Genomic DNA, 22,775 nt, shown 5'->3' on the forward strand with positions numbered 1-22,775 from the left:
GTCACTCCTCGGGGACGGTGGACAGGTGCTCGTGGACGGCGATCAGACCGTCCCCTTCGGCGCGGAAGACGATGGTCTCGCGTTCGGTGCTGCGTTCGACGCTGCCGTCGCCGGGGTCCACGGCCGTGTCCACGGTGTGGGTGAAGACGGCCATGCCGGGGTAGCACTGGATGAGTGCGTCACGGGAGACGCAGTCGAGCACGGCCCAGCCCGCGGCGCGCCAGCCGTCCCAGGCGCGTTCGTAGGCGGCGCGGTCGTTCAGACGGTGCTGTTCGGGGTGGAAGACGAAGGTGGCGTCCTCCGAGAAGGCTCCGAAGTAGGCGTCGCGGTCATTGGCACGGAACGCCTGGACGATCGCGGCGGCGGCCTGCTCCACGCCGGCTGTGCTGGGTGTCTCCATGGTTCTCCTTCGAATCGGCGCCGGGCGGATCCACGCGGGGCCGCGAGTTTCGCGTCAGGCAACATGTGATGCTACCGGAATAACAATTGCCGGGGTAGGGCTTCCGGACCGGTGCGCCTACCATGGCAGGGTGACTGAGAAGACCGCCTGGCAGGACGCCCCCGAAGCCCTCGTGAACGCCCCTCGCGCCGATGACCTCGCGCTGCTCCAGGCCCTCGCGGCGGACCTGAAAGCCCTCGACTACACGGCCGACGGCGTCGCGGAACTGCTCGGAGCGGCCGCTTACGAGGCGCTCTCACGCGACCAGTTGGTGCCGGCCCGCGTCGCCCTCGAGCAGCACGCGGGCCGTGGCCTCGCCGCCGTCGTCGGGCTGTGGCTGCTGGCCGGGCCCCAGGAGGCGGGCGCGCTGGAGGAAGCGCTGCCGCGGCTGGGCGTCGAGGGGCTCCTGGCGCTCGGACTCGCCGAACGGGCCGACGACGGCGCCATCCGGGCGGCCGTCGACCTCCGCCCTTACGCGTGGACCGGAGAGTCCGGGGCGGAGACGCTGCTGTGGGTCGCCAGCGATCTGGGCGCGCACCAGAAGACCGGGGTGCTCCGCCACGACCACGTGCTGGGCATCGGCCAGGCCTCCACCACGCTCGTCCAGGTCACCTTGCGCCGCCCGGTCGGGACGGCTCTGGACCTCGGGACCGGCTGCGGGATCCAGACGTTCCACCTGCTCGAGCATGCGCGGCACGTGGTGGCCACGGACATCTCCCCGCGGGCGCTCGCCTTCACCCGTTTCAATCTCCTCCTCAACGCCGGAGCTCTCGGGATCGACCCGGAGAACCCGGAGGACCGGGTGAGCCTGCGGTGCGGTTCGCTCCTGGAGCCCGTGGCGGGGAGGCGTTTCGACCTGGTGGTCTCGAATCCGCCGTTCGTCATCACCCCGCGCCACGCGGGCGAGTCCGCGGATGACCAGTTCACCTACCGGGACGGCGGGCTGCCGGGCGATGCGATCGTCTCGACGCTGTTCCGGGAACTTCCCGGTGCGCTCACCCCGGGCGGCGTGGCCCAGATGCTCGGGAACTGGGAGATCCACGAAGGCGGCGCCTGGGACGACCGCGTGCGCTCGTGGCTTCCGGACGGCGCCGGAGCCTGGGTCATCCAGCGCGAGCAGCTCAGCCCGGAGCTCTATGCCGAGACCTGGCTTCAGGACGCCTCGGAAGGCCGGGACCCGGGACTGTACGCCCGGAGCTATCGCGACTATCTGAGTGACTTCGCGGCACGGGGCGTGGAAGCGATCGGTTTCGGCATGGTGCTCCTGACTTCTGATGGGGACGGTTCCGGGTTGGAGCGATTCGAGGAGATCACCTATCCCGTGGAGCAGCCTCTCGGCCCGCATCTGCTCGCGGCCCTGGGCCGGCGGGCCTGGCTCCGGGAACATGAAGTGGGCGACTCCGCCTTCGTCGTGGCGGAGGACGTGACCGAGGAGCGTCACCAGCGTCCCGGCGCGGAGCATCCCGGGGTCATCCTGCTCCGGCAGGGTGCCGGCCTGCGCCGCACCACTCTGCTCAGCAGCGAACTCGCGGGCTTCGTCTCGGCATGCGACGGCGACTTCACGGCCGCTCAGCTGGCGGCCGCCGTCGTGAGCCTGACGCCGTCGCCGGAGGGCGCCGGACCGATCCATGACGCGTCCCGCATTGCCGCATTGCTGGAAGACGTGCACAATTTGGTGATCGATGGCTTTCTTGTTCCTGCAGACCTGGCGTCCCAGCCGTGACGATGTCCGGACCCCGGGGCTGTTTCGTCAAAGATTTCCTTCGTATCCACCCCTCAATCGATAGAATGGTTTTGTGAGCACCCAGGCTTCAGAAACTGCGCAGGAGCCCCGCCGTCAGGTGGAGATCTCCGATCCGAAGGCCATCCGTGCGCTCGCGCATGCCGCTCGCCTGGCTGCCATCAGTGACCTTTATTCGAGCCAGGTGAGCCGCACGGCCACCGAACTCGCGGCCGTCACCGGCCTCACCCCCAGCGCCATGAGCTACCACCTCCGTGCACTCCAGAAGTGGGGCATGGTGGAACCGGCGGAAAGCGACGGCGACGCCCGCGAGCGTCGCTGGAAGGCCGCCGGCACCGATTTCATGATCAAGTCCGTCAGCGGATCCGGCCACCCGGAACTCGCGATCCTGGACCTGGAGCTGGACGCGCAGCGCCGCCGTATCCTCGCTCACAATCAGGAACGTGACGAACTGACCCTGAGGGGCGCGGAGGACCAGCGCTTCCCCTCGATGTCGATGTCCACCGAGGTCCTCTACCTGGACCCGTCGAAGGCTCGCGAGCTGATCGACCGGATGAACCAGCTGATCAGGGAATACGCCGTCCCGGACAGTGCCGGGACGTCCGAGGACACCCGGCGGGTGTCCGCTCTGTGGTCGATCGTCCCGGACAGCGCTCCCTGAGTCGCGGTCCCGTTCCGGCCCGGAGCCGGATGTCCACAGGGCAGCCTCCATGTCGGAGCTGCCCGGCAAAGTGTGGTGAACTAGGCAGATATGGGCGTCAGGCCCGCCAGAGAAGAATTCCGTAGGAGCACCGTGCCCACCAAGGCCAAGACCGGCAAGAAACTCGTGATCGTGGAGTCTCCCGCCAAGAGCAAGACCATCGCCAAGTACCTGGGCGAGGGTTTCGTGGTGGAAGCATCCATCGGTCACATCCGTGACCTGCCGCAGCCCTCCGAACTCCCCGCCGAGCTCAAGAAGACCTCGGTGGGGAAGTTCGCGGTGGACGTGGATCACGACTTCAAGCCGTACTACGTGGTCTCCAGCAACAAGAAGAAGGTGGTGGCGGAGCTCAAGGCGCTGCTCAAGGACGCCGACGAGCTCTACCTCGCAACTGATGGGGATCGCGAAGGCGAAGCCATCGCCTGGCACCTGCTGGAGGTGCTCAAGCCCAAGGTCCCCGTGTACCGGATGACCTTCGGTGAGATCACCAAGGAAGCCATTCAGCGTGCCATGACGAGCCTCCGGGACATCGACACGGACCTCGTGGACGCCCAGGAGACGCGCCGCGTCCTGGACCGCCTCTACGGCTACGAGATCTCCCCGGTCCTCTGGCGCAAGGTGGCCAGCGGGCTCTCCGCCGGTCGTGTGCAGTCCGTCGTCACCCGCCTCGTGGTGGACCGGGAGCGGGAGCGCATGGCGTTCACCTCCGCCTCCTACTGGGACCTCACCGGGGTCTTCAGCGCCGCGGGCGAGTCCTTCAAGGCGAAGCTGAGCTCGGTCAACGGTGACCGGCTGGCCACGGGCAAGGACTTCAGCGATGCCGGTCAGCTCAAGGGCAAGGCCGTGGCGCTGCTGGACGAAGCCGCCGCCACGAGCCTGGCGGAAGGTCTGGGCTCCGCCGAGTTCAGCGTCCGCTCCATGGAGACCAAGCCGTACACCCGCCGTCCGGCCGCTCCGTTCACCACCTCCACGCTTCAGCAGGAGGCCGGACGCAAGCTCCGTTTCTCGTCCAAGATCACCATGCAGGTGGCGCAGCGTCTCTATGAGAACGGCTACATCACCTATATGCGTACCGACTCCTCGGCCCTCTCGGACGAGGCGGTCAACGCGGCCCGCAAGCAGGCCAGCGAACTCTACGGCGCGGAGTACATCCCGGCCAGCCGCCGCGTCTACGCCAATAAGAGCGCCAACGCGCAGGAGGCTCACGAGGCCATCCGTCCCGCCGGGGACGCCTTCCGCACTCCGGCCCAGGTCAAGAGCCAGCTCTCCGCGGACGAGTACCGCCTCTACGAGCTGATCTGGAAGCGCACCGTAGCCTCCCAGATGTCTGATGCCAAGGGCTCGACGGCGACCATCAAGCTGGGTGCCGTGTCTTCCGACGGGCGGGACGCCGAGTTCACGGCGTCCGGCACCGTCATCACCTTCCCCGGCTTCCTGGCCGCCTATGAGGAGGGCAAGGACGAGAGCCGCGAGGACGATTCCGACGAGGCCCGCCGTCTTCCGAACGTGGTCGAAGGCGACGCCCTGGAAGGCCGCGACATCACCGCCGTCGGCCACCAGACCTCCCCGCCCCCGCGGTACACGGAAGCCTCGCTGACCGCTGAGATGGAGAAGGAAGGCATCGGCCGTCCGTCCACCTACGCGGCCACCATCTCCACCATCCAGGACCGCGGCTACGTCCGGAAGCAGGGCTCCGCCCTGGTGCCGAGCTGGATCGCGTTCTCGGTCATCAAGCTGCTGGAACAGCACTTCTCCGACTACGTCGATTACGAGTTCACGGCGGATATGGAGACCGACCTGGACCGCATCGCCCGTGGTGAGGAGCCCGGCGCCAGCTGGCTCAAGCACTTCTACTTCGGTGACGGCGGCAAGGAAGCCGGCCTGAAGTCCGTGGTCAACAACCTCGGCGAGATCGATGCCCGTGAGATCAACTCGATCCCGGTCACCGACGGCATCGTCCTGCGCGTCGGCAAGTTCGGCCCGTACCTGGAGAGCACCGTTCCCACCGTCGACGCCAAGACCGGCGAGGTGGTGGAGGCGCTGCGTGCCAACGTCCCCGAGGACCTGGCGCCGGACGAGCTGACCCCGGACAAGGCGCGGGAGCTGCTGGAGAACTCGGCTCCCGAGGAGCGTGTTCTCGGTGTCGATCCGCACACCGGGCACACCGTGGTGGCCAAGAACGGCCGCTACGGAGCCTTCGTCACGGAGATCATCCCCGAGCCGACGGCCGAGGAACTCGCAGCCCAGCCGGTCGAGTACTACAAGAACGGCAAGCCGAAGCCCCCGAAGAAGCCCGTCAAGGTGAAGCCGCGTTCCGGTTCGCTCTTCAAGTCGATGACCGTGGACACGGTCACGCTGGACGAGGCCCTGGCCCTGCTCAGCCTGCCCCGCGTTCTCGGCCACGATGAGGAAGGCACCCCCATCACGGTGCAGAACGGCCGCTTCGGCCCGTACCTGAAGAAGGGCGCCGACTCCCGGTCGATCGGTTCGGAGGAGGAGATCTTCACCATCACGCTGGAACAGGCGCAGGAGATCTACTCGCAGCCCAAGCAGCGTGGCGCCCGTGCGGCGGTCCCGCCGCTCGCGGAGTTCGGTCCGGATCCCGTCTCGGAGAAGAACATCGTGGTGAAGGAAGGCCGCTTCGGACCGTACATCACCGACGGCGTCACCAACATCACCGTGCCCCGCTCCACCAGCGTCGAGGAGCTGACCCGGGAGCGCGCCGTCGAGCTCCTCGCGGAGAAGCGTGCCAAGGGGCCGGTGAAGCGGACCGCCCGTAGCACGACGTCACGGAGCACGGCCAAGAAGCCTGCCGCGAAGAAGAAGGCCTGACACAGGACATAATGAGCACATGCGTCTAGGCGTCCTGGATATCGGTTCCAACACGGTCCACCTCCTTCTGGTGGATGCCCACCCAGGTGCCCAGCCGGTGCCTTTCGCCTCTCACAAGCGGCCGCTGTCCCTTGTCCAGTACCTGGAACCGGACGGCAGCATCAGCGAGGCCGGTCAGAAGGAACTCGTGGAGTTCGTCCTGGAGGCCTGGGAGTTCGCCGCCCGGCACAAGGCGGAGGACCTGCTGGCGTTCTGCACCTCGGCCATCCGGGAGGCCACGAACGGCCCCCAGGTGCTGGCGAGGGTGAAGCACGAGACCACCGTGACTCTCCGGGAGCTGTCCGGCAGCGAGGAAGCGGAGATGACCTTCTTCGCCGTCCGTCGCTGGTTCGGGTGGGCCGCCGGAACCGTGCTGGATCTGGACATCGGCGGTGGCTCCTTCGAAATGGCCCTCGGCCGGGACGAACTTCCGGAGATCGCCACCAGCGTGCCCCTCGGGGCGAGCCGTCTGACGCGTGACTGGCTCGCCGAGGACCCGCCGTCCGCCAAGAGCATCAAGGATCTGCGGAAGTACATCCGGTCCACGCTCAAGCCCGTGGTGAAGGACTTCGCCCGGGTCGGCACCCCGCATGTGGTGACGGGGACGTCCAAGACCTTCCGTTCGCTGGCCCGGATCGCGGGAGCGGCGCCCAGTGCCGCCGGCCCCTACGTGCGGCGCGAGCTGCTCCGGGAGGACCTCGGGCTGTGGGCGCAGCGGATCTCCGCCATGAGCGCCGAGGACCGTCTCCATCTGCCCGGGGTGTCCCAGGCCCGCGCGCACCAGTTGCTGGCGGGTGCCCTGGTGGCCGAGGCCGCGCTGGAGCTCTTCGACCAGCCGCGGATCGTGATCTGCCCCTGGGCCCTGCGCGAAGGCCTCATCCTGCGGCGCCTGGATCAGCTGGTCTTCGACGGGCCTCTCGACCCACCCGCCCATGTCAAGGACGATGGAGAACTCTGAGATGGCCGGATCCGGCAGGTCGCCTCTCACGGTCGCGCTGTCCAGCGCCTCGGTGTACCCCCTGAGCGTTCACGACGCCTTCGCGGTCGCCCAGGACCTGGGGTACGACGGGGTGGAGGTCATGGTGACGAACAACCCCATCAGCCAGGATCCTCATGCCCTCCGGCAGCTGAGCGATCGCTACGGCCAGGAGATCGTCTCCATCCACGCACCCACGCTGCTGCTGACCCAGCAGGTGTGGGGTAAGGCGTGGAACAAGATCGAGCAATCATGCCTCATGGCCCGCGAGGTGGGCTGCGATGTGGTGGTGGTCCACCCGCCGTTCCGTTGGCAGAACGGTTACGCGGAGGAGTTCTTCGAGGGCGTGCTGGACGCCCAGGAGCGCCACGGGGTCAAGATCGCCGTGGAGAACATGTATCCCTGGCGCGTCCGCGGCCGGGAGATCCTGATGTATCTGCCGCACTGGAATCCGCTCGGTTTCGGATACCAGCACGTGACCTGGGACTTCTCCCATTCCGCGACGGCGGGTATGGACAGCCTCGAAGCCATGCGTGAGCTGGGCTCCGCGCTGCGCCACGTCCACCTGACGGACGGGACGGGCGTGGGCAGCAAGGACGAACACCTCATCCCCGGCGAGGGGAACCAGCGCTGCGCGGAGGCACTCCGGTACCTGGCGGCTTCCGATTTCGACGGCGTCGTGGTGGCCGAGATCAGCACGCGCAAGGCCAAGGTCGCAGGGGAGCGGGAGGAGATGCTCGCGCAGACCCTCGCCTTCGCCCGTCGCCACTTGGCCCGCTAGCCTGCCGGCTCACCCTCTTCCTTCGCCGAAACAGTGAGTTTCCGCTCAAACAGTGTGTTTAACGCGCGGTTTCAGCGGAAACTCACTGTTTCGGGCGTCTTCGCTGCCCTCGCCCGGTTCCCGCCACCCAGGATGAGAGCTTGACCTTTATACCCCCTGGGGGTATTTTTGAAGCGTTGTCAGTGAAGTGGTATGTCCAGGCGGTCGTCTTTTCGCCGCCGTCACAGCCGTTCAACCCCAGCACCCAAGACCTTTCTTACGTCAAGGAATGGAACTGACATGTGCGACTCCGGAATCCGGAATGAACTGACCCTCACCCCCGCGCGGGACGCCTCGTGCTCGTGCTGCTCTCCGGAGGCTCCCAGCGGTCCTGCGGAGACCTCTGAAGCGGCGTCCGAACGGCCACACGGCGCGGCGGCGACGCTCGACGTCGGGCTGGACGGCCTGACTTGCGGCCATTGCGTCCAGGCCGTGGAAAAGGCGCTGTCCGCAGTGGACGGCGTGGAATCCACCAGCATCGAGCTGGTCCCCGGGGGCACTTCCCGCCTGCGCGTCTCGGGAACAGTCGATCTCTCCGCCGTGCGGGACACCCTCGCGCCCACCGGCTACAGCCTGAGCGAACGCTGAGCCGACGTCGGCCGTAGGAGTGGACGCTCCGACGGCCGGCGCGGCGGGACTTCCCGGGAGGGGACATGAGACAGCACGAGCAGCACCACGAACATCATCAGCACGCCCCTGGCGCACACGCCACCGAGGCTGCGGAGGCTCAGGGCGTCGAAGTGGCCGACCCCACCGTGCACCGCGACGACCAGTCCCACAGCCACAACGCCCACGGCCACAACGCCCACGGCCACCAGGCCGCAGCGGATGACGACCACCAGGTCCACCAGCACGGACAGCACGCCGGGCACAGCACGGCGATGTTCCGCAGCCGGTTCTGGATCACCCTGGCACTGTCCGTCCCCGTGGTCTATTTCAGCCCCATGGTGGGTCATCTCCTGGGGTACCGGGCTCCGGACTTCCCCGGCTCGTCCTGGATCACCCCTGTTCTCGGCACCGTGATCTTCGTGTACGGTGGCGCCCCGTTCCTGAAGGGAGGCGTCCAGGAGCTGCGGGATCGCCGCCCCGGCATGATGCTCCTGATCAGCATGGCCATCACCGTGGCCTTCCTGGCGTCCTGGGCCACCAGCCTGGGGCTGGGTGGTTTCGATCTGGACTTCTGGTGGGAACTCGCCTTGCTGGTGACCATCATGCTGCTGGGCCACTGGATCGAGATGCGGGCCCTCGGCTCGGCCCGCGGCGCTCTGGATGCGCTCGCGGCGCTCCTGACGGATGAGGCCGAACGTCTCACCGATCAGGGGACCGAGATGGTGCCGACCTCGGCGCTGCGGGCCGGGGACCTTCTTCTGGTCCGCTCCGGGTCCCGGATGCCCGCGGACGGGGTCATCACGGAAGGGCGCGCCGAGTTCGACGAGTCGATGATCACCGGTGAGTCCCGGACGGTGCCACGCTCACCGGGCGACCTGGTGGTCGCCGGAACCGTGGCCACGGACAACAGTGTCCGGGTCCGGGTCACCGCTGTGGGCGAGGAGACCGCGCTGGCGGGCATCCAGCGCCTGGTGGCTGAAGCCCAGGCGTCGTCGTCTCGCACGCAGGCCCTCGCCGACCGGGCGGCCGCCTTCCTGTTCTACTTCGCCGCGGGCGCCGGGCTTCTGACGTTCCTGGTCTGGACACTGCTGGGAAATGTCCCCGAGGCCGTGACCAGGACGGTCACCGTGCTCGTCATCGCCTGCCCGCATGCCCTGGGCCTGGCCATCCCGCTGGTGATCGCGATCTCCACGGAGCGGGCCGCCCGGGCCGGGGTACTCATCAAGAACCGGATCGCGCTGGAGAAGATGCGGACTGTCGACGTCGTGCTCTTCGACAAGACGGGGACCCTGACGCAGGGCGAACCGGCGGTCCGGGAGGCCGTGGCCGTCGACGGCGACGCAGACCGGATGCTCGCTCTCGCAGCGGCCGTCGAGGCCGACAGTGAGCACCCGGTGGCCCGCGCCATCGTCCGGGCTGCCCGCGAACGTGGCCTCACGATCCCCGTTGCCCACGGCTTCGATGCGCTGACCGGGCGCGGCGCACGCGCCGTCGTCGACGGGGTGGAGTACCGGGTGGGCGGCCCCGCGCTGCTCGCCGAGCTGGAAGCCGTGGAACCCGGACTGCTGCGCGGCAGCACCGAAGACTGGGCCTCCCGTGGAGCCGCCGTGCTTCACGTTCTCGAGGGCAGGACCGTGCTGGGCGCCCTCAGCCTGGAGGACGCGATCCGGCCGGAATCCCGGCAGGCGGTCGCGGCCCTGCAGGCGCGGGGGATCACGGTGGCCATGATCACCGGTGACGCGCGTCAGGTCGCGGCGGCGGTCGCGTCCGAGCTCGGCATCGACGAGGTCTTCGCCGAGGTGCTGCCCGCGGACAAGGACGGCAAAGTGGCCGAGCTTCAGGCCCGGGGGCTCCGCGTCGCGATGGTGGGCGACGGGGTCAACGACTCCCCGGCGCTGGCCCGTGCGGACGTCGGGATCGCGATTGGCGGGGGCACCGACGTGGCGGTGGAGTCGGCCGGCGTCGTGCTGGCCGGCAACGATCCGAGGGCTGTCCTGTCCCTCGTGGAACTGTCCCGTGCGAGTTACCGGAAGATGTGGCAGAACCTGGTCTGGGCCACGGGCTACAACGTCCTCTCGGTGCCGCTGGCCGCCGGAGTCCTGGCGTTCGCGGGCGTCGTGCTGTCGCCGGCCGCCGGCGCCGTGCTGATGTCACTCTCGACGATCGTGGTGGCCCTCAACGCGCAGCTGCTGCGTCGGCTCCGCCTCGACCCGGCGTCGTCGGCATGAGTCTCCTGAGGCGTCTGCTGCTGGTCCTGAGTGTGGTGGCCGGCCTCCTGGGCATGCACGCTGTCGCCAGCCTGCAGGCGCCCGCGCCGCATGCTCATGCGGCGGCCCACATGACGCACGACGGCGCCGTCCTCCACGGCGGGGGCGGCTCACCGTCGGAGCAGACCCCGCCGTGTGACGGTCCGGCCCCTTGCCACACGATGGCGGGTGCCGGATTGGGGTGCATCCCCCTGCCCGGCGGGCAGGCTCCGGCGCTCGTGACTCCGGACCGGCTGCGGGCCGTCATGGTGGGGTGGACCCGGGTGCATGAAGGCCCAGGACCGGTCCGGGACAGGGTGAGGCCTTCTCTCGTGGAGCTCTGCATCAGCAGGACGTGAGGTCGGGGAGATTCCTCAGACCGAACATGGAAGACCACGGGAAGGACCCCTCATGAAGAAGACATTGATCACCACCGCCGCCGGCCTCGGCGCGGCACTCCTGCTCTCCGCCTGCTCCGCCGGAACCGCCGGTTCCGGCGAAGACATGTCGGGGATGCCCGGGCACGGCGGGCAGGCCTCCTCGGCGCCCGCGTCGTCTCCGGTCCAGACCGGGGACGGGCACAACGCGGCGGACACGATGTTCGCCGCCATGATGATCCCGCATCACAGCCAGGCTCTGGAGATGAGCGGGATCATGCTGGCGAAGCAGGGGATCCCGGAGGATGTGACGGCGCTGGCGCGCAGGATCCAGAAGGCTCAGGGTCCCGAGATCGCCACGCTGAAGTCCTGGCTGAGCGACTGGGGTGAGAATCCCGCCGGCCATGCGGGCCACTCGATGGACGGCATGATGAGCGCCGACGATCTGGAGCAGTTGAAATCCGCACAGGGAACGGCCGCGGCACGGCTCTTCCTGAGCCAGATGATCAAGCATCACGAAGGGGCGCTCACCATGGCGCGCACGGAGAGCCGTGAAGGGAAAGACGCGAAGGCCGTGGAACTGAGCCGGAAGATCGTCGCCGATCAGGCCGCGGAGATCGCCGAGATGAAGAAGCTGCTGGCCGCGCTCTGACAGGTGGGCCCCGCAGGGCGACGGGCCGGTTCGTCAAGGACCGGCCCGTCGACGAGCAGGCTCCCGGGCGACCTGACTCTCAGCGAAAAGGTCCCGTTAACGAGCGAACGCCGGGCAGCTGATTCAAGGAACACTTGGGGGGAACGTTCCTTGCACTACCCGGCGTCGTCCAGCCCTTGCGGGGCTGGATCATCACTCGCACCTCCATGAGGCAATAACTACTTTACTCTTCAAGCTCGCCGAAACAACAGTTTTTACCTTGGAACTCCCTGTGAAGAGGCGAACATTTTACCGAACACGTGTTTGACGTGCGAAAACTTTATCCATGACGCCCGATGAAGGGCGGCGTTCCGGCGTGGCGCGGTGCGTAACGCGGCGTTAAAGACCGAAAGCCGGCAGCTGAACGGGGGATCAGGGGGAAAACCCGAACAGCTGCCGACTTCCGTGCGGACGCTTTCGCATCCGCAGATTCACTCGCACCCTTTGAGGTATTAACCACTCTAGGAACGCAAGTTGTGTAGAGGCTTCACTGAACCCGTGCATAGCCTGGGAATCGTCGCCATCGCCCTGTGACCTGCGTCTCAATGGTCTTGGTGCCCTCCTCGATCCGCCTCAGCGGGTCGATTCACAGGACGACGCCGGGGCGGTGCTGATGGGCCCCGGGAACCCGTGGCGAAGCCCCAGGGATTCCCCGGGCGCCTCCACGGCGGAAAACCACCCGCTCGTGTACCGGAGCCTCCATGCCAAGATGGACGCATGAGCAGAATCGCCTTCCTCGGTTGTGGATCCATGAACGAAGCCATCCTGTCCGGCCTGATCGCCGCCGGCTCTGAACCCAGCGACATCGTCGCCACGGTGCGCCGTGCCGAGCGGGCCGCGGAGCTCGCAGAGCGGCACGGAGTGGTGGCCATCGCCGGCTCGGAGGACGCGGAGGCGAACCGCGAAGCCGTCCGGGATGCCGCCGTCGTGATCCTGGGCGTCAAGCCGGTGGGCATCGCCGCCCTCGCCCGCGAGATCGCGCCGGTGCTGACCCCGGAGACGGTGGTGGTGAGCGTGGCCGCGGCGGTCTCCCTCGAGCAGCTGGAAGCGGCCCTGCCGGCCGGCCAGCCGGTGATCCGGACGATGCCGAACACCCCCGCGCGGCTGGGCAAGGGCGTCATCTCGGTGTCGGGCGGAACGAACACGAGTGCCGACCAGCTCGCCCTGGTCCGTGAACTCTTCGAAACGGTGGGGACGGTCGTGGAGATCCCGGAGGAGCAGGTGGATGCCCTGTCCGCGATCAGCGGCTCCGGGCCCGCCTACGCGTTCTACCTGGCCGAGGCCATGGCCGCCGCCGGCGTCGAACTGGGCCTCGATCCCGAGCTGTCCGCGCTCCTGGCGCGCGAGACAGTCGCCGGAGCCGGCCTGATGCTGGGCGAGGACGGCGCCGACGCTTCGGCGCTCCGCAAGGGCGTCACCAGCCCCAACGGCACCACGGAACGCGCGATCGCGACCTTCGACGAGCAGGGCATCCCGGCGATCATCGCCGCCGGAGCGCGTGCCGCGGCCGAGCGGGCCGCGGAGATCACGGCCAGCCTGGACTGACACACCCCCTCGCGAGAAGCCAGTTGAGCACAATCCGAGTACTCCGGATTGTGCTCAACTGGCTTCTCGCGAAGGGGAGGAGCGTCAGGGGCGGGCCGCGAAGCGCTCCAGGAGATCCACGTGGCCCGAGACGATCAGCATGTCGTGACTGGAGACCTTCGTGTCCGGACGCGCATACGTGAAGTCCTCGCCCGGGGACTTCACACCCACCACGGTCACGCCGTATTTGGAGCGGACCTTGGACTCCTCCAGGGTGAAGCCCACGGTCTCCTTGGGCGGGTACATCTTGACGATCGCGAAGTCGTCGTCGAACTCGATGAAGTCGAGCAGACGGCCGGACACCAGGTGCGCCGCGCGGACGCCGGCGTCGGCCTCGGGGTAGATGACGTGATTCGCGCCGATCCGGGTGAGGATCTTGCCGTGCGACGGCGTGATCGCCTTCACCCAGAGGTGCTCGATGCCCAGATCCACCAGGTTCACCGTGATGAGCACGCTGGACTCGATGGACGTCCCCACGCCCACCACGGCGGAGGAGAATTCCTGGGCGCCGAGCTGGCGCAAGGCGTCGATGTTCGTCGCGTCCGCTTCGACCACGTGGGTGAGGACCGGTGCCCATTTCTGGACCAGCGTGCGGTCCCGCTCGATGGCCAGCACCTCACGGCCCTGCTTGACCAGCTGCTCGGCCGTCGCGGCGCCGAAGCGGCCCAGCCCGATCACCAGGACGGGTGCGTTGGGGGAGGGGCGGTTCGTGGCGCCCTGGTTCTTAGCCAATGATCGGCCTCTCTTCCGGGAAGTGGTACAGCTGGCTCCGCTGCCGGATCGCCAGCGCCGCGGCCAGGGTGACCGTGCCGACGCGTCCGGCGAACATCAGAGCACTCAAAACATATACGCCCGCGGGCGGCAGTTCAGCACTGAGGTTGGTGCTCAGCCCCACGGTGGCGAAGGCTGAGATGGTCTCGAAGAGCACACGGTCCAGGCTGGCGCCGCTGATGGCCAGCAGGGAGAACGCTGCGACGGACACGAAGGTGGCGCCCATGACGATGACCGAGATGGCCACACGCATGGTCCCCTGAGGGATGGTCCGGCCGTAGACCTTCACGTCGGCATCGCCTCGTGCTTCCGCGCGGATCGCCAGGAACATCACCGCGATGGTGGTCACTTTGATGCCGCCGGCGGTCGACGCCGAGCCGCCGCCGGCGAACATCAGCGCGTCCGTCAGGAGCATGGTGGTGGAGTCCAGATGATTCTGATCCACCAGGTTGAACCCACCCGAGCGGGTCATCACCGAGGCGAAGACGGAATGGATGATCTTGTCGCCCACGCCCATACTGCCGATCGTGCGCGGGTTGTCCCACTCCATGAGGGCCCAGAGCAGGCTGCCGACCACCAGCAGGATGAGGGACACCTGAATGGTGAGCTTCGTGTGGAGGTTCCATTTGCGCCAGTTCAGGCCGTTCTGTTGCAGCACCATCACCACGGGGAAGCCCAAGGACCCCAGGAACACCCCGAGCATGAGGGGGATCAGGATCCACAGGTCCGTCTCATAGGGCACGATCCCGTCCGAGTGCGGTGTGAAGCCGGCATTGTTGAAGGCGGAGATCGAGTAGAACACGCCATGCCAGATGCCCGTCCAGAAGCTCTCCCCGAGCGTCCAGAAGCGGGGGATGAGGGCCAGGGCCAGCGCGCCCTCGATCACCACGGACGTCATGATGACCACGCGGAGCAGGGTGCCGACCTCTCCGAGGCGACCGGCGTTGTTCATGGCCTCCTGAGCGATGAGCTTGCCGCGCACCCCGAGCTTCTTGCTGACCATGAGGGCCAGAAGGGAGGCGAGGGTCAGCGTGCCGAGACCGCCGACGAAGATGCCGATCATGATCACGAGCTGGCCGAAGAAGGTCCAGTGCGCGGCAGTCGACACCACCGTCAGCCCCGTGACACATACTGCGGAGACCGCGGTGAACAGGGCCTGGTGCAGCGGCGTGACCTGTCCACTGCTGGCCGCGACCGGCAGGGAGAGCAGGAAGGTGAAGAGCAGGATCACCGAGGTGAAGGCCACGAGTGCCAGGCGGGCCGGCGAGGAGTTGGCCAGCCGGTCGACGAAGTCCCGCACGGCGGTGAAGGCGCCGAACCTGCCGGGCTCCTGTGGCGGCTGCCAGCCCGTGAGAGGCTCCGCGAACGGGGCGTCCATGCCCGGGTTCCTGCGCGACGGACCGCCGTTCGGGGTGGTCGGAGCGCCGCCGCCGCGGGCCTTCCCGGTGGCGCGTCCGCCAGTCGTCGACGCCGCCGCGGCCCGGGCGGGCCGTGAGGGCTGGTGGTGGGGCCCGGAGCTGGGCATGAGCTGTCCTTCTGTCGAGGCTCTGGGCCGTGGCCCGCGTTGTCCTTGCAGTAGTTAACCACCATTCGGTCCCATTGCATGGCTGCCGTGTAGCCTGTCCTTGATGTCTCAGTCCCATGAAGCAGCGCCGGCGCCGTCTTCCCCTGCCCACTCCCCGGCAGTGCCCCGGAGTGCGGTGAACCATGACATGCCGCCGACCACGGTGGTCTGGGACCCGGCCATGACGGCCTATGACTTCGGACCGACCCATCCCATGGCCCCCGCGCGGCTGGAACTCACCGCGCAGCTGGCCCAGGATCTGGGGGTGCTGTACCGGCCCCAGGTCACCGTGCTGGCCCCGGAGATCGCCACGGACGCCGAGCTGGAGCGGGTGCACGATCCCGCGTACGTGGCCGCCGTCCACCGGGTTTCGGAAGACCCGTCCAGCCCGCTGCCGCTGCTGGGACTGGGGACCGAGGATGACCCGGCCTTCGCGGGGATGCACGAGGCCGCCGCGCGCCTGGCCGGCGCCTCCTTGCTTGCTGCGGATCGCATACTTTCGGGCGAAGCGGTCCGCGCCGTGAATTTCGGTGGCGGCATGCATCACGCGGCCAGCGACCGGGCCAGCGGCTTCTCCATCTACAACGACGCCGCCCTGGCGATCACCCGTCTCCTCGACGGCGGAGTGCGGCGCGTGGCCTACATCGATGTCGACGCCCATCATGGCGACGGCACCCAGAGCATCTTCTGGAACGATCCGCGCGTGCTGACCATCTCACTCCACGAGTCCGGCCAGACGCTCTTCCCGGGCACCGGATTCCCGGCGGAGACCGGTGGGCCGAATGCCATGGGCAGCGCCGTCAACATCGCACTGCCCGCCGGAACGGACGACGCCGGCTGGCTGCGTGCGTTCCACTCGGTGGTCCCGGCGGTGGTGCGGGAGTTCGCCCCCGAGGTGATCGTGAGCCAGCACGGAGCGGACTCACACCGGGACGACCCCCTCAGCAACCTCCGCGTCACGGTGGACGGCCAGCGTGAGGCGATGAACTCCGTGGCGTCCCTGGCCCAGCGCCATTGCGGGGACCGGTGGATCGCGACGGGTGGCGGCGGCTACGACGTCTGTTCCGTGGTGCCGCGTTCCTGGACCCACCTCGTGGCCATCGCCAGCGGCCGTTCCCTGCCTGTGAGCACCCCGGTGCCTGAGCGGTGGATCGAACGGGTGGAACGGGATTTCGGTGTGGTGGCTCCGCGGTTCATGGGCGACGGCGAGGACATCTGGTGGCGCTCCTGGGAGACCGGTTACGACCCGTCCAACGCGGTGGACCGGGCGATCATGGCCACGCGCAAAGAGGTCTTCCCCTTGTTCGGGCTCGATCCCTGGTTCGACTGAGGCTCCAGTCCATCTGAGCCGCCGGCCCGGCCGTCCTGAAAGATGCCGCAGGACTCATGACGGCATAAGGATGCCTTCGGAGATATATGTCGCTAGGGTAAGAGACATGGTGGTTGACGACATCTTCGCGGTCATTGCCGAGCCGACGCGACGGGAGATCCTGTCCGCGCTCCGCTCCGGCGACAAAGCCGTCGGCGAGCTCGTGGAGGATCTCCAGGCGAGCCAGCCCACGGTCTCCAAGCATCTTCGCGTTCTCCGCGAAGCCGGTCTGGTGACCATGCGGGCCCAAGGCCAGAAGCGCTTCTACTCGCTCGAACGGGAACCGCTGCGGGCAGTGCAGGACTGGCTGGCCGGACTGGCGCCGTCCGCTCGAACGGTGCGTCCGCAGTCCGCGCCCGCCCCGGGAAGCCGCGTGGTGCCGTCGTCGGCTCCGGCCGTGCAGCCTGCGGCGGCAGCGTTCGTCATCCCCGAAGCGGAGCAGACCGACCACGGGGCACAGGACGCGGGCGGAGTGGCCAACACCGGCCAGCAGCTGGGCCGCGCGGCGAGCCGGGCGGCCACCCGCGCCGCGGAGGTCTTCGCGAACCTGCCCAAGCTCGGCCGTAAGAAGTAGCTTCACCTTCCTCATCGACTGCTCCACACGACTCCACTTCTCCGCCGGAACGGGCTCGAAGTGGCGTCCTGTGGAGCAGTCCATGAGTGGTTCAGACGAGGGCGGGCTGCAGGTCGAGGAAGACGGTGTCACCCACGGCGAGGCCGAGCGAGCGGGCCTCGCCCCGCGTCACCACCGCGTTGACCGGGGGTGCGTCCGGTGTGGCGAGGAGCTGCACTTCGAGGCGCACCTCGAAGCCCACCCGGGTGCTCCGGACGATCCGTCCGGCCAGGGCGCCGGGGGTCTCGGTCCGGAAGATCTCCAGATCGTGCGGCCGGACCAGTCGGCCCCGGAACTCGGTGACCGGACCCAGGAAGCCGAGGACGAAGTCGTTGGCCGGTTCGTCGTACAGCTCGTCCGGTGTGCCGACCTGCTCCACACGGCCGTGGTTGATGACCACGATGTTGTCGGCGACCTCGAGGGCCTCCTCCTGGTCGTGGGTGACGAAGAGGGTGGTCACGTGGACCTCGTCGTGCAGCCGGCGCAGCCAGTCGCGGAGTTCTTTGCGGACCTTGGCGTCCAGCGCGCCGAACGGTTCGTCCAGCAGCAGGACGCTGGGCTCGATCGCCAGCGCACGGGCCAGCGCCATACGCTGCCGCTGACCGCCGGACAGCTGGGCCGGGAGACGGTCCGCGAACTGCGTCAGGTGGACCAGCTCCAGGAGGGAATCCACCTTCTCCTTGATCCGGGCCTTGGGCAGCCTGCGGATCTCCAGGCCGAACGCGATGTTCTTCGCCACCGTCATGTGCTTGAACGCCGCGTAGTGCTGGAACACGAATCCCACATTGCGCTTCTGCGCCGGCAGGTGCGTGGCTTCCTGGCCGCTGATGGTGATGCTGCCCGAATCGGCGTTCTCCAGGCCCGCGATGATCCGCAGCAGCGTCGACTTGCCGCCACCCGAGGGGCCCAGCAGGGCCGTGAGCTGACCCGTGGGGATGTCCAGGTTGATGTCCTGCAGGGCCACGAAGTCCCCGAAATTCTTGTTGACCTGGGAAACCGTGATGCTCATGAGCTGTGCTCCTTGGAGGGGCGGAGGATGGTCACGACCACCAGTGCGGTGATGGCGATCAGGACCAGGAGGAACGCGGCGGCGTAGGCCGTCGCCTCGTCGAAGTTGCCGTAGCGGTTGGCCACCAGCAGGGTGGCCGTCTCGCCGTTGAAGGATGCGCCCTGGCTGACGATCTTGACCGCGCCGAACTCGCCGAGCGCACGGGCCAGCGAGAGCACGACGCCGTACACCAGCGCCCACTTGATGGCCGGCAGGGTGATCCGCAGGAAGGTCTGCACGGCGCCGGCGCCGAGGCTGCGGGCCGCGAGTTCCTGCTCGATCCCGATCTCCTGGAGCACCGGGACGATCTCCCGGATGACCAGGGGAAGGGAGACGAAGGTGGTGGCCAGGACTATGCCGGGCGTGGAGAAGATGATCTGCCAGTCCAGGGATTCCAGGAGCGGGCCGAACCAGCCCTGATTGCTGCTGTACGCGAGGACCAGGGCCAGACCCACCACCACGGGGGAGACGGACATGGGCAGGTCCACCAGGGCGGAGAGCAGCCGGCGGCCGGGGAACGAGTAGCGGACCAGGAGCAGGGAGATGCCCAGCCCGAAGACCGCGTTCAGCCCCACGGCCCAGAGCGCTGCGGTCAGTGTCAGGCCGAAGGCGTATCCGAACGCCGGGTCGGAGACACGGGCCAGGAAGGCGTCGAAACCGCCGAGATCGTTCACCGGCGCGAACGTTCGGAGCACCACCAGGGACACGGGCCAGACGACCAGGAAGAACAGGTAGCCGATCACGAGGACGCGCAGCAGGACCCGGAGGACGTGGCCGCCGCCATTCCGGTTCCGACCGGCGACCCGGGGGGTCCGGCGTCGGCCCGGGCGGGCCGCTGCGGCGGCGTCCGCGGCGACCGGTACGACCGGTGCGGCCGGCGCCGTGGGGGTGTCGACGCCGGCAGGGATTCCGGCGGACAAAGAGGTCTCAGCCACGCCGTGCCACCTTTCGTTGCAGGATGTCGAGGGCGACCAGGACGGCCAGGGAGACCACCAGGAGGACCAGCGCCACGGAGGCGGCCGCGGCCCGGTTGTCGCTCTCGATGAACTTGAGGATCTTTAGGGAGGCCACCTCGGTGACGAAGGGCGTGTTCCCGGAGATCAGCACCAGCGCCCCGAACTCACTGATGGCCCGGGCGAAGGCCAGCGAAGCGCCCGCCGTGATGGCCGGCATGAGGGCCGGCAGCATGACCCGGCGGAAGGTGGTGAAGCGGCTCGCGCCGAGGGACGCGGCGGCCTCCTCGACGTCCTGGTCGAGTTCCAGGAGCACCGGCTGCACCGTGCGGACCACGAAGGGGAGCGTCACGAACAGCAGCGCCAGGAAGATGCCCTGCTGCGTGTTGACCACGTTGATGCCGAGTGGGCTCTCCGGCCCGTACAGGCTCAGCAGCACCAGGCCCGCCACGATGGTCGGCAGGGCGAAGGGGATGTCGATGATGACCTCGAGGATCGCCTTGCCCGGGAAGCGGTCGCGGACCAGGACCCAGGCGATCGTCGTGCCGACCACGACGTTCACCAGCGCCGCGCCCAGTGCTTGCAGCACGGTCAGCCGCAGCGCCGCGAAGGTCTGCGGGTCCGTGATGGTGCCGATGAACTGCTGCCAGCCCCCCGCCGTCGAGCTCAGGACGATCGCGGCCAGCGGGATCAGCACCAGGATGCTGAACCAGAGGAGCGCGAGTCCGAGGCCGACGGCGGCGGGGCGGGTCAGCGTGTCAGGCTTCATTTCTTGACGGCCGCCGCACGCAGCTGGTCGATGAGCGCGCCGTCCGCGAAGAACTTCTTGTCCACGGAGGCCCAGCCGCCGAAGTCCTTCTCCACGGTGAGCAGGTGCTCAGGGGCGGGGAACGGGTTGGCCGGATCGTTCGCGCCCTTGACCTCGGTCTTCACGCCGTCGATCACCGGACGGAAACCGGTCTTGGCGAACTCGGTCTGGCCGTCCTTGCTGAGCACGAAGTTCAGCCAGTCCTTGGCCTTGGGGTCCGCCTTCTTCAGGATCGCGCCCGGGTTCTCGATCAGCACGGTGTCATTGGGCACGATGTAGTCGTAGTCCTTGCCCTTCTGCCGGGCCAGGATCGCCTCGTTCTCGTAGGAGATGAGGACGTTGCCCACCTTCTTGTCGAAGGCTTCGGTGGCCTCGCGGCCGCTGCCGGCCCACTGCGTCACGTTCGCGAAGATCTTCTTCAGGAAGTCGGAGGCCTGAGCCTCGGTCTTCCCGGATGCGACGGCGTGGCCGTAGGCGCCCAGGATGTTCCAGCGGGCGGAGCCGGAGGACTTGGGGTCGGGCGTGATGATCTTGACGTCCGGGCGGGTGAGGTCCTCCCAGCTCTTGATGCCCTGCGGGTTGCCCTTGGGGACCACCAGGACCACCACGGAATCGGAGACGATGCCCTTGGTGGCGTTCTTGTTCCAGTCCTCGGCCACCAGGCCGGCCTTGACCAGACGGGTGACGTCGCTCTGGAGGGAGAAGTGGACGTAGTCGGCCTTCGCGCCCGCGGCGACCTTGCGGCTCTGGTCGCCCGAGGCGCCGTAGGAGCCGCTGAACGTGACTCCCCTGCCGGCGTCGGTCTGCTGGAACTTGGCGGCGATGGCCTTGTTGGCCGTTTCGGGGACCGCGAAGCCCACGATCGAAAGCTGCGTGCCGCTCGCTCCGGAGGCCCCACCGCTGCAGGCGGTCATACCGAGGACTGCTGCGAGAGCGGTGGCGGTGACGGCCAGACGGGATTTCCAGGTCTTCATGAGGGTCTTCCTTCAGTGAGCCGGAGCTGCCGGTGACAGCGGGACCGGGCGGAGAAGCGGGGTGGTCGCCGGACGCCGATGCGCCGCGGTTGCTGGCAAATGTACCGACGCACGACGACGACGTCGCGTGCGTGTGTCATATAGGTCTCCGTGTGTAGTTGCGTGACCTGGAGGGTGGACAGGCTCGCAATATTCGGGCCGCGGGCTTGCGCCGCCCGTGTGGAGGTCTTACAGTTTGGGACCATGACGAAGCGTTGGTATGCGTATTTTGCTGTGGCTCTGGAGGGCCAACGGCGCCGCTAGTCGCGCATACACATCGACCTTCAGAGCACACAGGGCAGGGATGCAATCCCTGCCCTTCGCCATTCCGGCGGGCTCTGCAGGTCAGGGTCCCGTCCAGAACCGAGGACCCAGATCATGAAACCAGCAGCCATCGTGAAGCCAGCAGCTCAGTCCGCCGTGGACGCCCCGCTCGTCCAGCTCGTCCCGGGAGCCGTCGCTCCCGCCGCGACCGTTCCGGTGACCCGCTACGCGCCGCTGCCCACTCCTCGCGAACTCCGCGCCTCCCGGCCGCTCACGGCGGCGCACGGGAACGTCGTCGCACGCGCCCGCGATGAGGTCCGCGCCATCCTGAACGGTCTGGACGACCGTCTCCTCGTGGTGGTGGGGCCCTGCTCCGTGCACGACACCGGTGCCGGCCTGGACTACGCCCGGCGCCTGGCGGCGGAGGCGGAGCGGCACCGGGAGGACCTCCTGGTGGTGATGCGCTGTTACTTCGAGAAGCCGCGGACCACGGTGGGGTGGAAGGGCCTGATCAACGATCCCGGTCTGGACGGCGGTCATGACATCGCCACCGGCCTCGACCGTGCCCGGGAGTTCCTGGTGGACGTGACGGAGCTGGGGCTGCCCGTGGCCACCGAATTCCTGGAACCGTTCAGCGCCCCGTACCTGGAGGACCTCGTGAGCTGGGGCGCGGTGGGCGCGCGGACCACGGAGAGCCAGGTGCACCGGCAGATGGCGGCCGCGCTGGATCTCCCCGTGGGGTTCAAGAACGCCACGGACGGCACGGTCGGTCACGCGATCGACGCGTGTCAGGCCGCGGCGGGGGAGCAGTCGTTCTTGGGCATGGACCTGGACGGTCGCACGAGCGTGGTGCACGCCGCCGGGAACCGGGACGGGCACGTCATCCTGCGGGGCGGGGTCTCCGGGCCCAACCACGACGCCGGCTCGGTCGCGGAGGTCTCGCGGGCACTCCAGGCCAGGGGCGGTAACCCCCGGGTGGTGGTGGACGCGAGCCACGGCAACAGCGGCAAGGATCACGTGCGTCAGGCGGGGGTCGCCGTCGAGCTCGCCGAGCAGCTGGAATCCGCGCCGACGGCTGATTCGATCGCCGGGGTGATGCTGGAGAGTTTCCTCGTGGAAGGCGCGCAGAAGTTCGACCCTCAAGCGGGCCCGGCGGCGCGCGAGGCCCTGGTCTACGGGCAGAGCATCACGGACGCCTGCATGGGCTGGGAAGTGACGTCTGACGTGCTGAAACGTCTCGCCGTCGCGAGTCGGACCCGGAGGACGGGCGAGTAGTCTTCCGACGCATCCGTGGCGTCTTTCACTTTAGGCTCAATTG

General features: G+C 68.2%; 20 protein-coding genes. 13 read left to right on the forward strand and 7 right to left on the reverse strand.

Going from position 1 to position 22,775, the window contains the following annotated elements; all coding sequences use genetic code 11:
- Position 1: 1 nt before the first annotated feature.
- Complete coding sequence (locus AB4Y75_RS00745) at positions 2-400, reverse strand: YybH family protein (protein ID WP_441434010.1); 399 nt, start codon at positions 398-400, stop codon at positions 2-4.
- 130 nt (positions 401-530) lie between these two features.
- Here AB4Y75_RS00745 and AB4Y75_RS00750 point away from each other — a divergent pair, with 130 nt between their 5' ends.
- The 10 genes from AB4Y75_RS00750 (at position 531) to proC (ending at position 13,015) form a co-directional block, all read left to right on the forward strand.
- Complete coding sequence (locus AB4Y75_RS00750) at positions 531-2,162, forward strand: DUF7059 domain-containing protein (protein WP_441434011.1); 1,632 nt, start codon at positions 531-533, stop codon at positions 2,160-2,162.
- Positions 2,163-2,235: 73 nt separating this feature from the next.
- The gene (locus tag AB4Y75_RS00755; RefSeq protein WP_441434012.1) at positions 2,236-2,841 is read left to right on the forward strand and encodes a winged helix-turn-helix domain-containing protein; all 606 of its coding nucleotides are present in this window, start codon (positions 2,236-2,238) and stop codon (positions 2,839-2,841) included.
- Between the two features lie 132 nt (positions 2,842-2,973).
- Positions 2,974-5,712 carry a type I DNA topoisomerase gene (gene topA / locus AB4Y75_RS00760; protein WP_441434013.1) on the forward strand — a complete coding sequence of 913 codons (2,739 nt, stop codon included), beginning with the start codon at positions 2,974-2,976 and terminating at the stop codon, positions 5,710-5,712.
- A 19-nt stretch (positions 5,713-5,731) separates the two neighbouring features.
- Positions 5,732-6,709, forward strand: coding sequence for a Ppx/GppA phosphatase family protein (locus AB4Y75_RS00765; protein ID WP_441434014.1), 978 nt, complete (start codon positions 5,732-5,734; stop codon positions 6,707-6,709).
- Positions 6,696-7,508, forward strand: a complete 813-nt coding sequence (locus AB4Y75_RS00770; RefSeq protein WP_441434015.1) for a sugar phosphate isomerase/epimerase family protein — start codon at positions 6,696-6,698, stop codon at positions 7,506-7,508. The genes AB4Y75_RS00765 and AB4Y75_RS00770 overlap by 14 nt, the downstream gene beginning before the upstream one ends.
- Before the next feature lie 279 nt (positions 7,509-7,787).
- Complete coding sequence (locus AB4Y75_RS00775) at positions 7,788-8,135, forward strand: heavy-metal-associated domain-containing protein (RefSeq protein ID WP_441434016.1); 348 nt, start codon at positions 7,788-7,790, stop codon at positions 8,133-8,135.
- A gap of 65 nt (positions 8,136-8,200) precedes the next feature.
- The gene (locus AB4Y75_RS00780; RefSeq protein WP_441434017.1) at positions 8,201-10,384 is read left to right on the forward strand and encodes a heavy metal translocating P-type ATPase; all 2,184 of its coding nucleotides are present in this window, start codon (positions 8,201-8,203) and stop codon (positions 10,382-10,384) included.
- On the forward strand, positions 10,381-10,761 hold the full coding sequence (locus AB4Y75_RS00785) for a DUF6153 family protein (protein ID WP_441434018.1): 381 nt from the start codon (positions 10,381-10,383) through the stop codon (positions 10,759-10,761). Before AB4Y75_RS00780 ends, AB4Y75_RS00785 begins: the two co-directional genes overlap by 4 nt.
- Positions 10,762-10,813: 52 nt before the next feature.
- Positions 10,814-11,431, forward strand: a complete 618-nt coding sequence (locus AB4Y75_RS00790; RefSeq protein WP_441434019.1) for a DUF305 domain-containing protein — start codon at positions 10,814-10,816, stop codon at positions 11,429-11,431.
- Between the two features lie 756 nt (positions 11,432-12,187).
- Positions 12,188-13,015: a pyrroline-5-carboxylate reductase gene (gene proC, locus AB4Y75_RS00795; protein ID WP_441434020.1), complete on the forward strand. Its 828-nt coding sequence runs from the start codon at positions 12,188-12,190 to the stop codon at positions 13,013-13,015.
- Positions 13,016-13,099: 84 nt separating this feature from the next.
- Here the strand turns inward: proC and AB4Y75_RS00800 are convergent, their stop codons facing one another.
- Both AB4Y75_RS00800 and AB4Y75_RS00805 read right to left on the reverse strand, forming a co-directional pair.
- Positions 13,100-13,786: a potassium channel family protein gene (locus tag AB4Y75_RS00800; RefSeq protein WP_441434021.1), complete on the reverse strand. Its 687-nt coding sequence runs from the start codon at positions 13,784-13,786 to the stop codon at positions 13,100-13,102.
- On the reverse strand, positions 13,779-15,203 hold the full coding sequence (locus AB4Y75_RS00805) for a TrkH family potassium uptake protein (protein WP_441435232.1): 1,425 nt from the start codon (positions 15,201-15,203) through the stop codon (positions 13,779-13,781). Before AB4Y75_RS00805 ends, AB4Y75_RS00800 begins: the two co-directional genes overlap by 8 nt.
- A 334-nt stretch (positions 15,204-15,537) precedes the next feature.
- On the opposite strand from AB4Y75_RS00805, the gene AB4Y75_RS00810 reads away from it, so the two are divergent.
- Positions 15,538-16,719, forward strand: a complete 1,182-nt coding sequence (locus tag AB4Y75_RS00810) for an acetoin utilization protein AcuC (RefSeq protein ID WP_441434022.1) — start codon at positions 15,538-15,540, stop codon at positions 16,717-16,719.
- A 106-nt stretch (positions 16,720-16,825) separates the two neighbouring features.
- Positions 16,826-17,332, forward strand: coding sequence for an ArsR/SmtB family transcription factor (locus tag AB4Y75_RS00815; protein ID WP_441434023.1), 507 nt, complete (start codon positions 16,826-16,828; stop codon positions 17,330-17,332).
- Positions 17,333-17,423: 91 nt separating this feature from the next.
- On the opposite strand, the gene AB4Y75_RS00820 is transcribed toward AB4Y75_RS00815, so the two are convergent.
- From AB4Y75_RS00820 to AB4Y75_RS00835, 4 genes are read right to left on the reverse strand one after another with little or no spacing between them, the layout of a single operon-like run.
- Positions 17,424-18,380, reverse strand: a complete 957-nt coding sequence (locus AB4Y75_RS00820; protein WP_441434024.1) for a sulfate/molybdate ABC transporter ATP-binding protein — start codon at positions 18,378-18,380, stop codon at positions 17,424-17,426.
- Positions 18,377-19,354: a sulfate ABC transporter permease gene (locus AB4Y75_RS00825; protein WP_441434025.1), complete on the reverse strand. Its 978-nt coding sequence runs from the start codon at positions 19,352-19,354 to the stop codon at positions 18,377-18,379. Before AB4Y75_RS00825 ends, AB4Y75_RS00820 begins: the two co-directional genes overlap by 4 nt.
- The gene (gene cysT / locus AB4Y75_RS00830) at positions 19,347-20,141 is read right to left on the reverse strand and encodes a sulfate ABC transporter permease subunit CysT (RefSeq protein WP_441434026.1); all 795 of its coding nucleotides are present in this window, start codon (positions 20,139-20,141) and stop codon (positions 19,347-19,349) included. The genes AB4Y75_RS00825 and cysT overlap by 8 nt, the downstream gene beginning before the upstream one ends.
- Positions 20,138-21,154, reverse strand: a complete 1,017-nt coding sequence (locus tag AB4Y75_RS00835) for a sulfate ABC transporter substrate-binding protein (protein ID WP_441434027.1) — start codon at positions 21,152-21,154, stop codon at positions 20,138-20,140. Before AB4Y75_RS00835 ends, cysT begins: the two co-directional genes overlap by 4 nt.
- A 417-nt stretch (positions 21,155-21,571) precedes the next feature.
- Between AB4Y75_RS00835 and AB4Y75_RS00840 the strand changes: the two genes are divergently transcribed.
- Entirely contained in the window at positions 21,572-22,732 is a 1,161-nt protein-coding gene (locus AB4Y75_RS00840; protein ID WP_441434028.1) for a 3-deoxy-7-phosphoheptulonate synthase, read from the forward strand.
- Positions 22,733-22,775 lie beyond the last annotated feature (43 nt).

The organism is Arthrobacter sp. RAF14, from assembly GCF_052114185.1.
Classification (GTDB): Bacteria; Actinomycetota; Actinomycetes; order Actinomycetales; family Micrococcaceae; genus Arthrobacter_E.

What these genes read in the sequence shown, in the direction of transcription:
- AB4Y75_RS00745 (WP_441434010.1), bottom strand. Translation starts at nt 400, where the DNA reads ATGGAGACACCCAGCACAGCCGGCGTGGAGCAGGCCGCCGCCGCGATC.
- AB4Y75_RS00765 (WP_441434014.1), top strand. Translation starts at nt 5,732, where the DNA reads ATGCGTCTAGGCGTCCTGGATATCGGTTCCAACACGGTCCACCTCCTT.
- AB4Y75_RS00770 (WP_441434015.1), top strand. Translation starts at nt 6,696, where the DNA reads ATGGAGAACTCTGAGATGGCCGGATCCGGCAGGTCGCCTCTCACGGTC.
- AB4Y75_RS00775 (WP_441434016.1), top strand. Translation starts at nt 7,788, where the DNA reads ATGTGCGACTCCGGAATCCGGAATGAACTGACCCTCACCCCCGCGCGG.
- AB4Y75_RS00780 (WP_441434017.1), top strand. Translation starts at nt 8,201, where the DNA reads ATGAGACAGCACGAGCAGCACCACGAACATCATCAGCACGCCCCTGGC.
- AB4Y75_RS00785 (WP_441434018.1), top strand. Translation starts at nt 10,381, where the DNA reads ATGAGTCTCCTGAGGCGTCTGCTGCTGGTCCTGAGTGTGGTGGCCGGC.
- AB4Y75_RS00790 (WP_441434019.1), top strand. Translation starts at nt 10,814, where the DNA reads ATGAAGAAGACATTGATCACCACCGCCGCCGGCCTCGGCGCGGCACTC.
- proC (WP_441434020.1), top strand. Translation starts at nt 12,188, where the DNA reads ATGAGCAGAATCGCCTTCCTCGGTTGTGGATCCATGAACGAAGCCATC.
- AB4Y75_RS00805 (WP_441435232.1), bottom strand. Translation starts at nt 15,203, where the DNA reads ATGGACGCCCCGTTCGCGGAGCCTCTCACGGGCTGGCAGCCGCCACAG.
- AB4Y75_RS00810 (WP_441434022.1), top strand. Translation starts at nt 15,538, where the DNA reads ATGCCGCCGACCACGGTGGTCTGGGACCCGGCCATGACGGCCTATGAC.
- AB4Y75_RS00815 (WP_441434023.1), top strand. Translation starts at nt 16,826, where the DNA reads ATGGTGGTTGACGACATCTTCGCGGTCATTGCCGAGCCGACGCGACGG.
- AB4Y75_RS00820 (WP_441434024.1), bottom strand. Translation starts at nt 18,380, where the DNA reads ATGAGCATCACGGTTTCCCAGGTCAACAAGAATTTCGGGGACTTCGTG.
- cysT (WP_441434026.1), bottom strand. Translation starts at nt 20,141, where the DNA reads ATGAAGCCTGACACGCTGACCCGCCCCGCCGCCGTCGGCCTCGGACTC.
- AB4Y75_RS00835 (WP_441434027.1), bottom strand. Translation starts at nt 21,154, where the DNA reads ATGAAGACCTGGAAATCCCGTCTGGCCGTCACCGCCACCGCTCTCGCA.
- AB4Y75_RS00840 (WP_441434028.1), top strand. Translation starts at nt 21,572, where the DNA reads ATGAAACCAGCAGCCATCGTGAAGCCAGCAGCTCAGTCCGCCGTGGAC.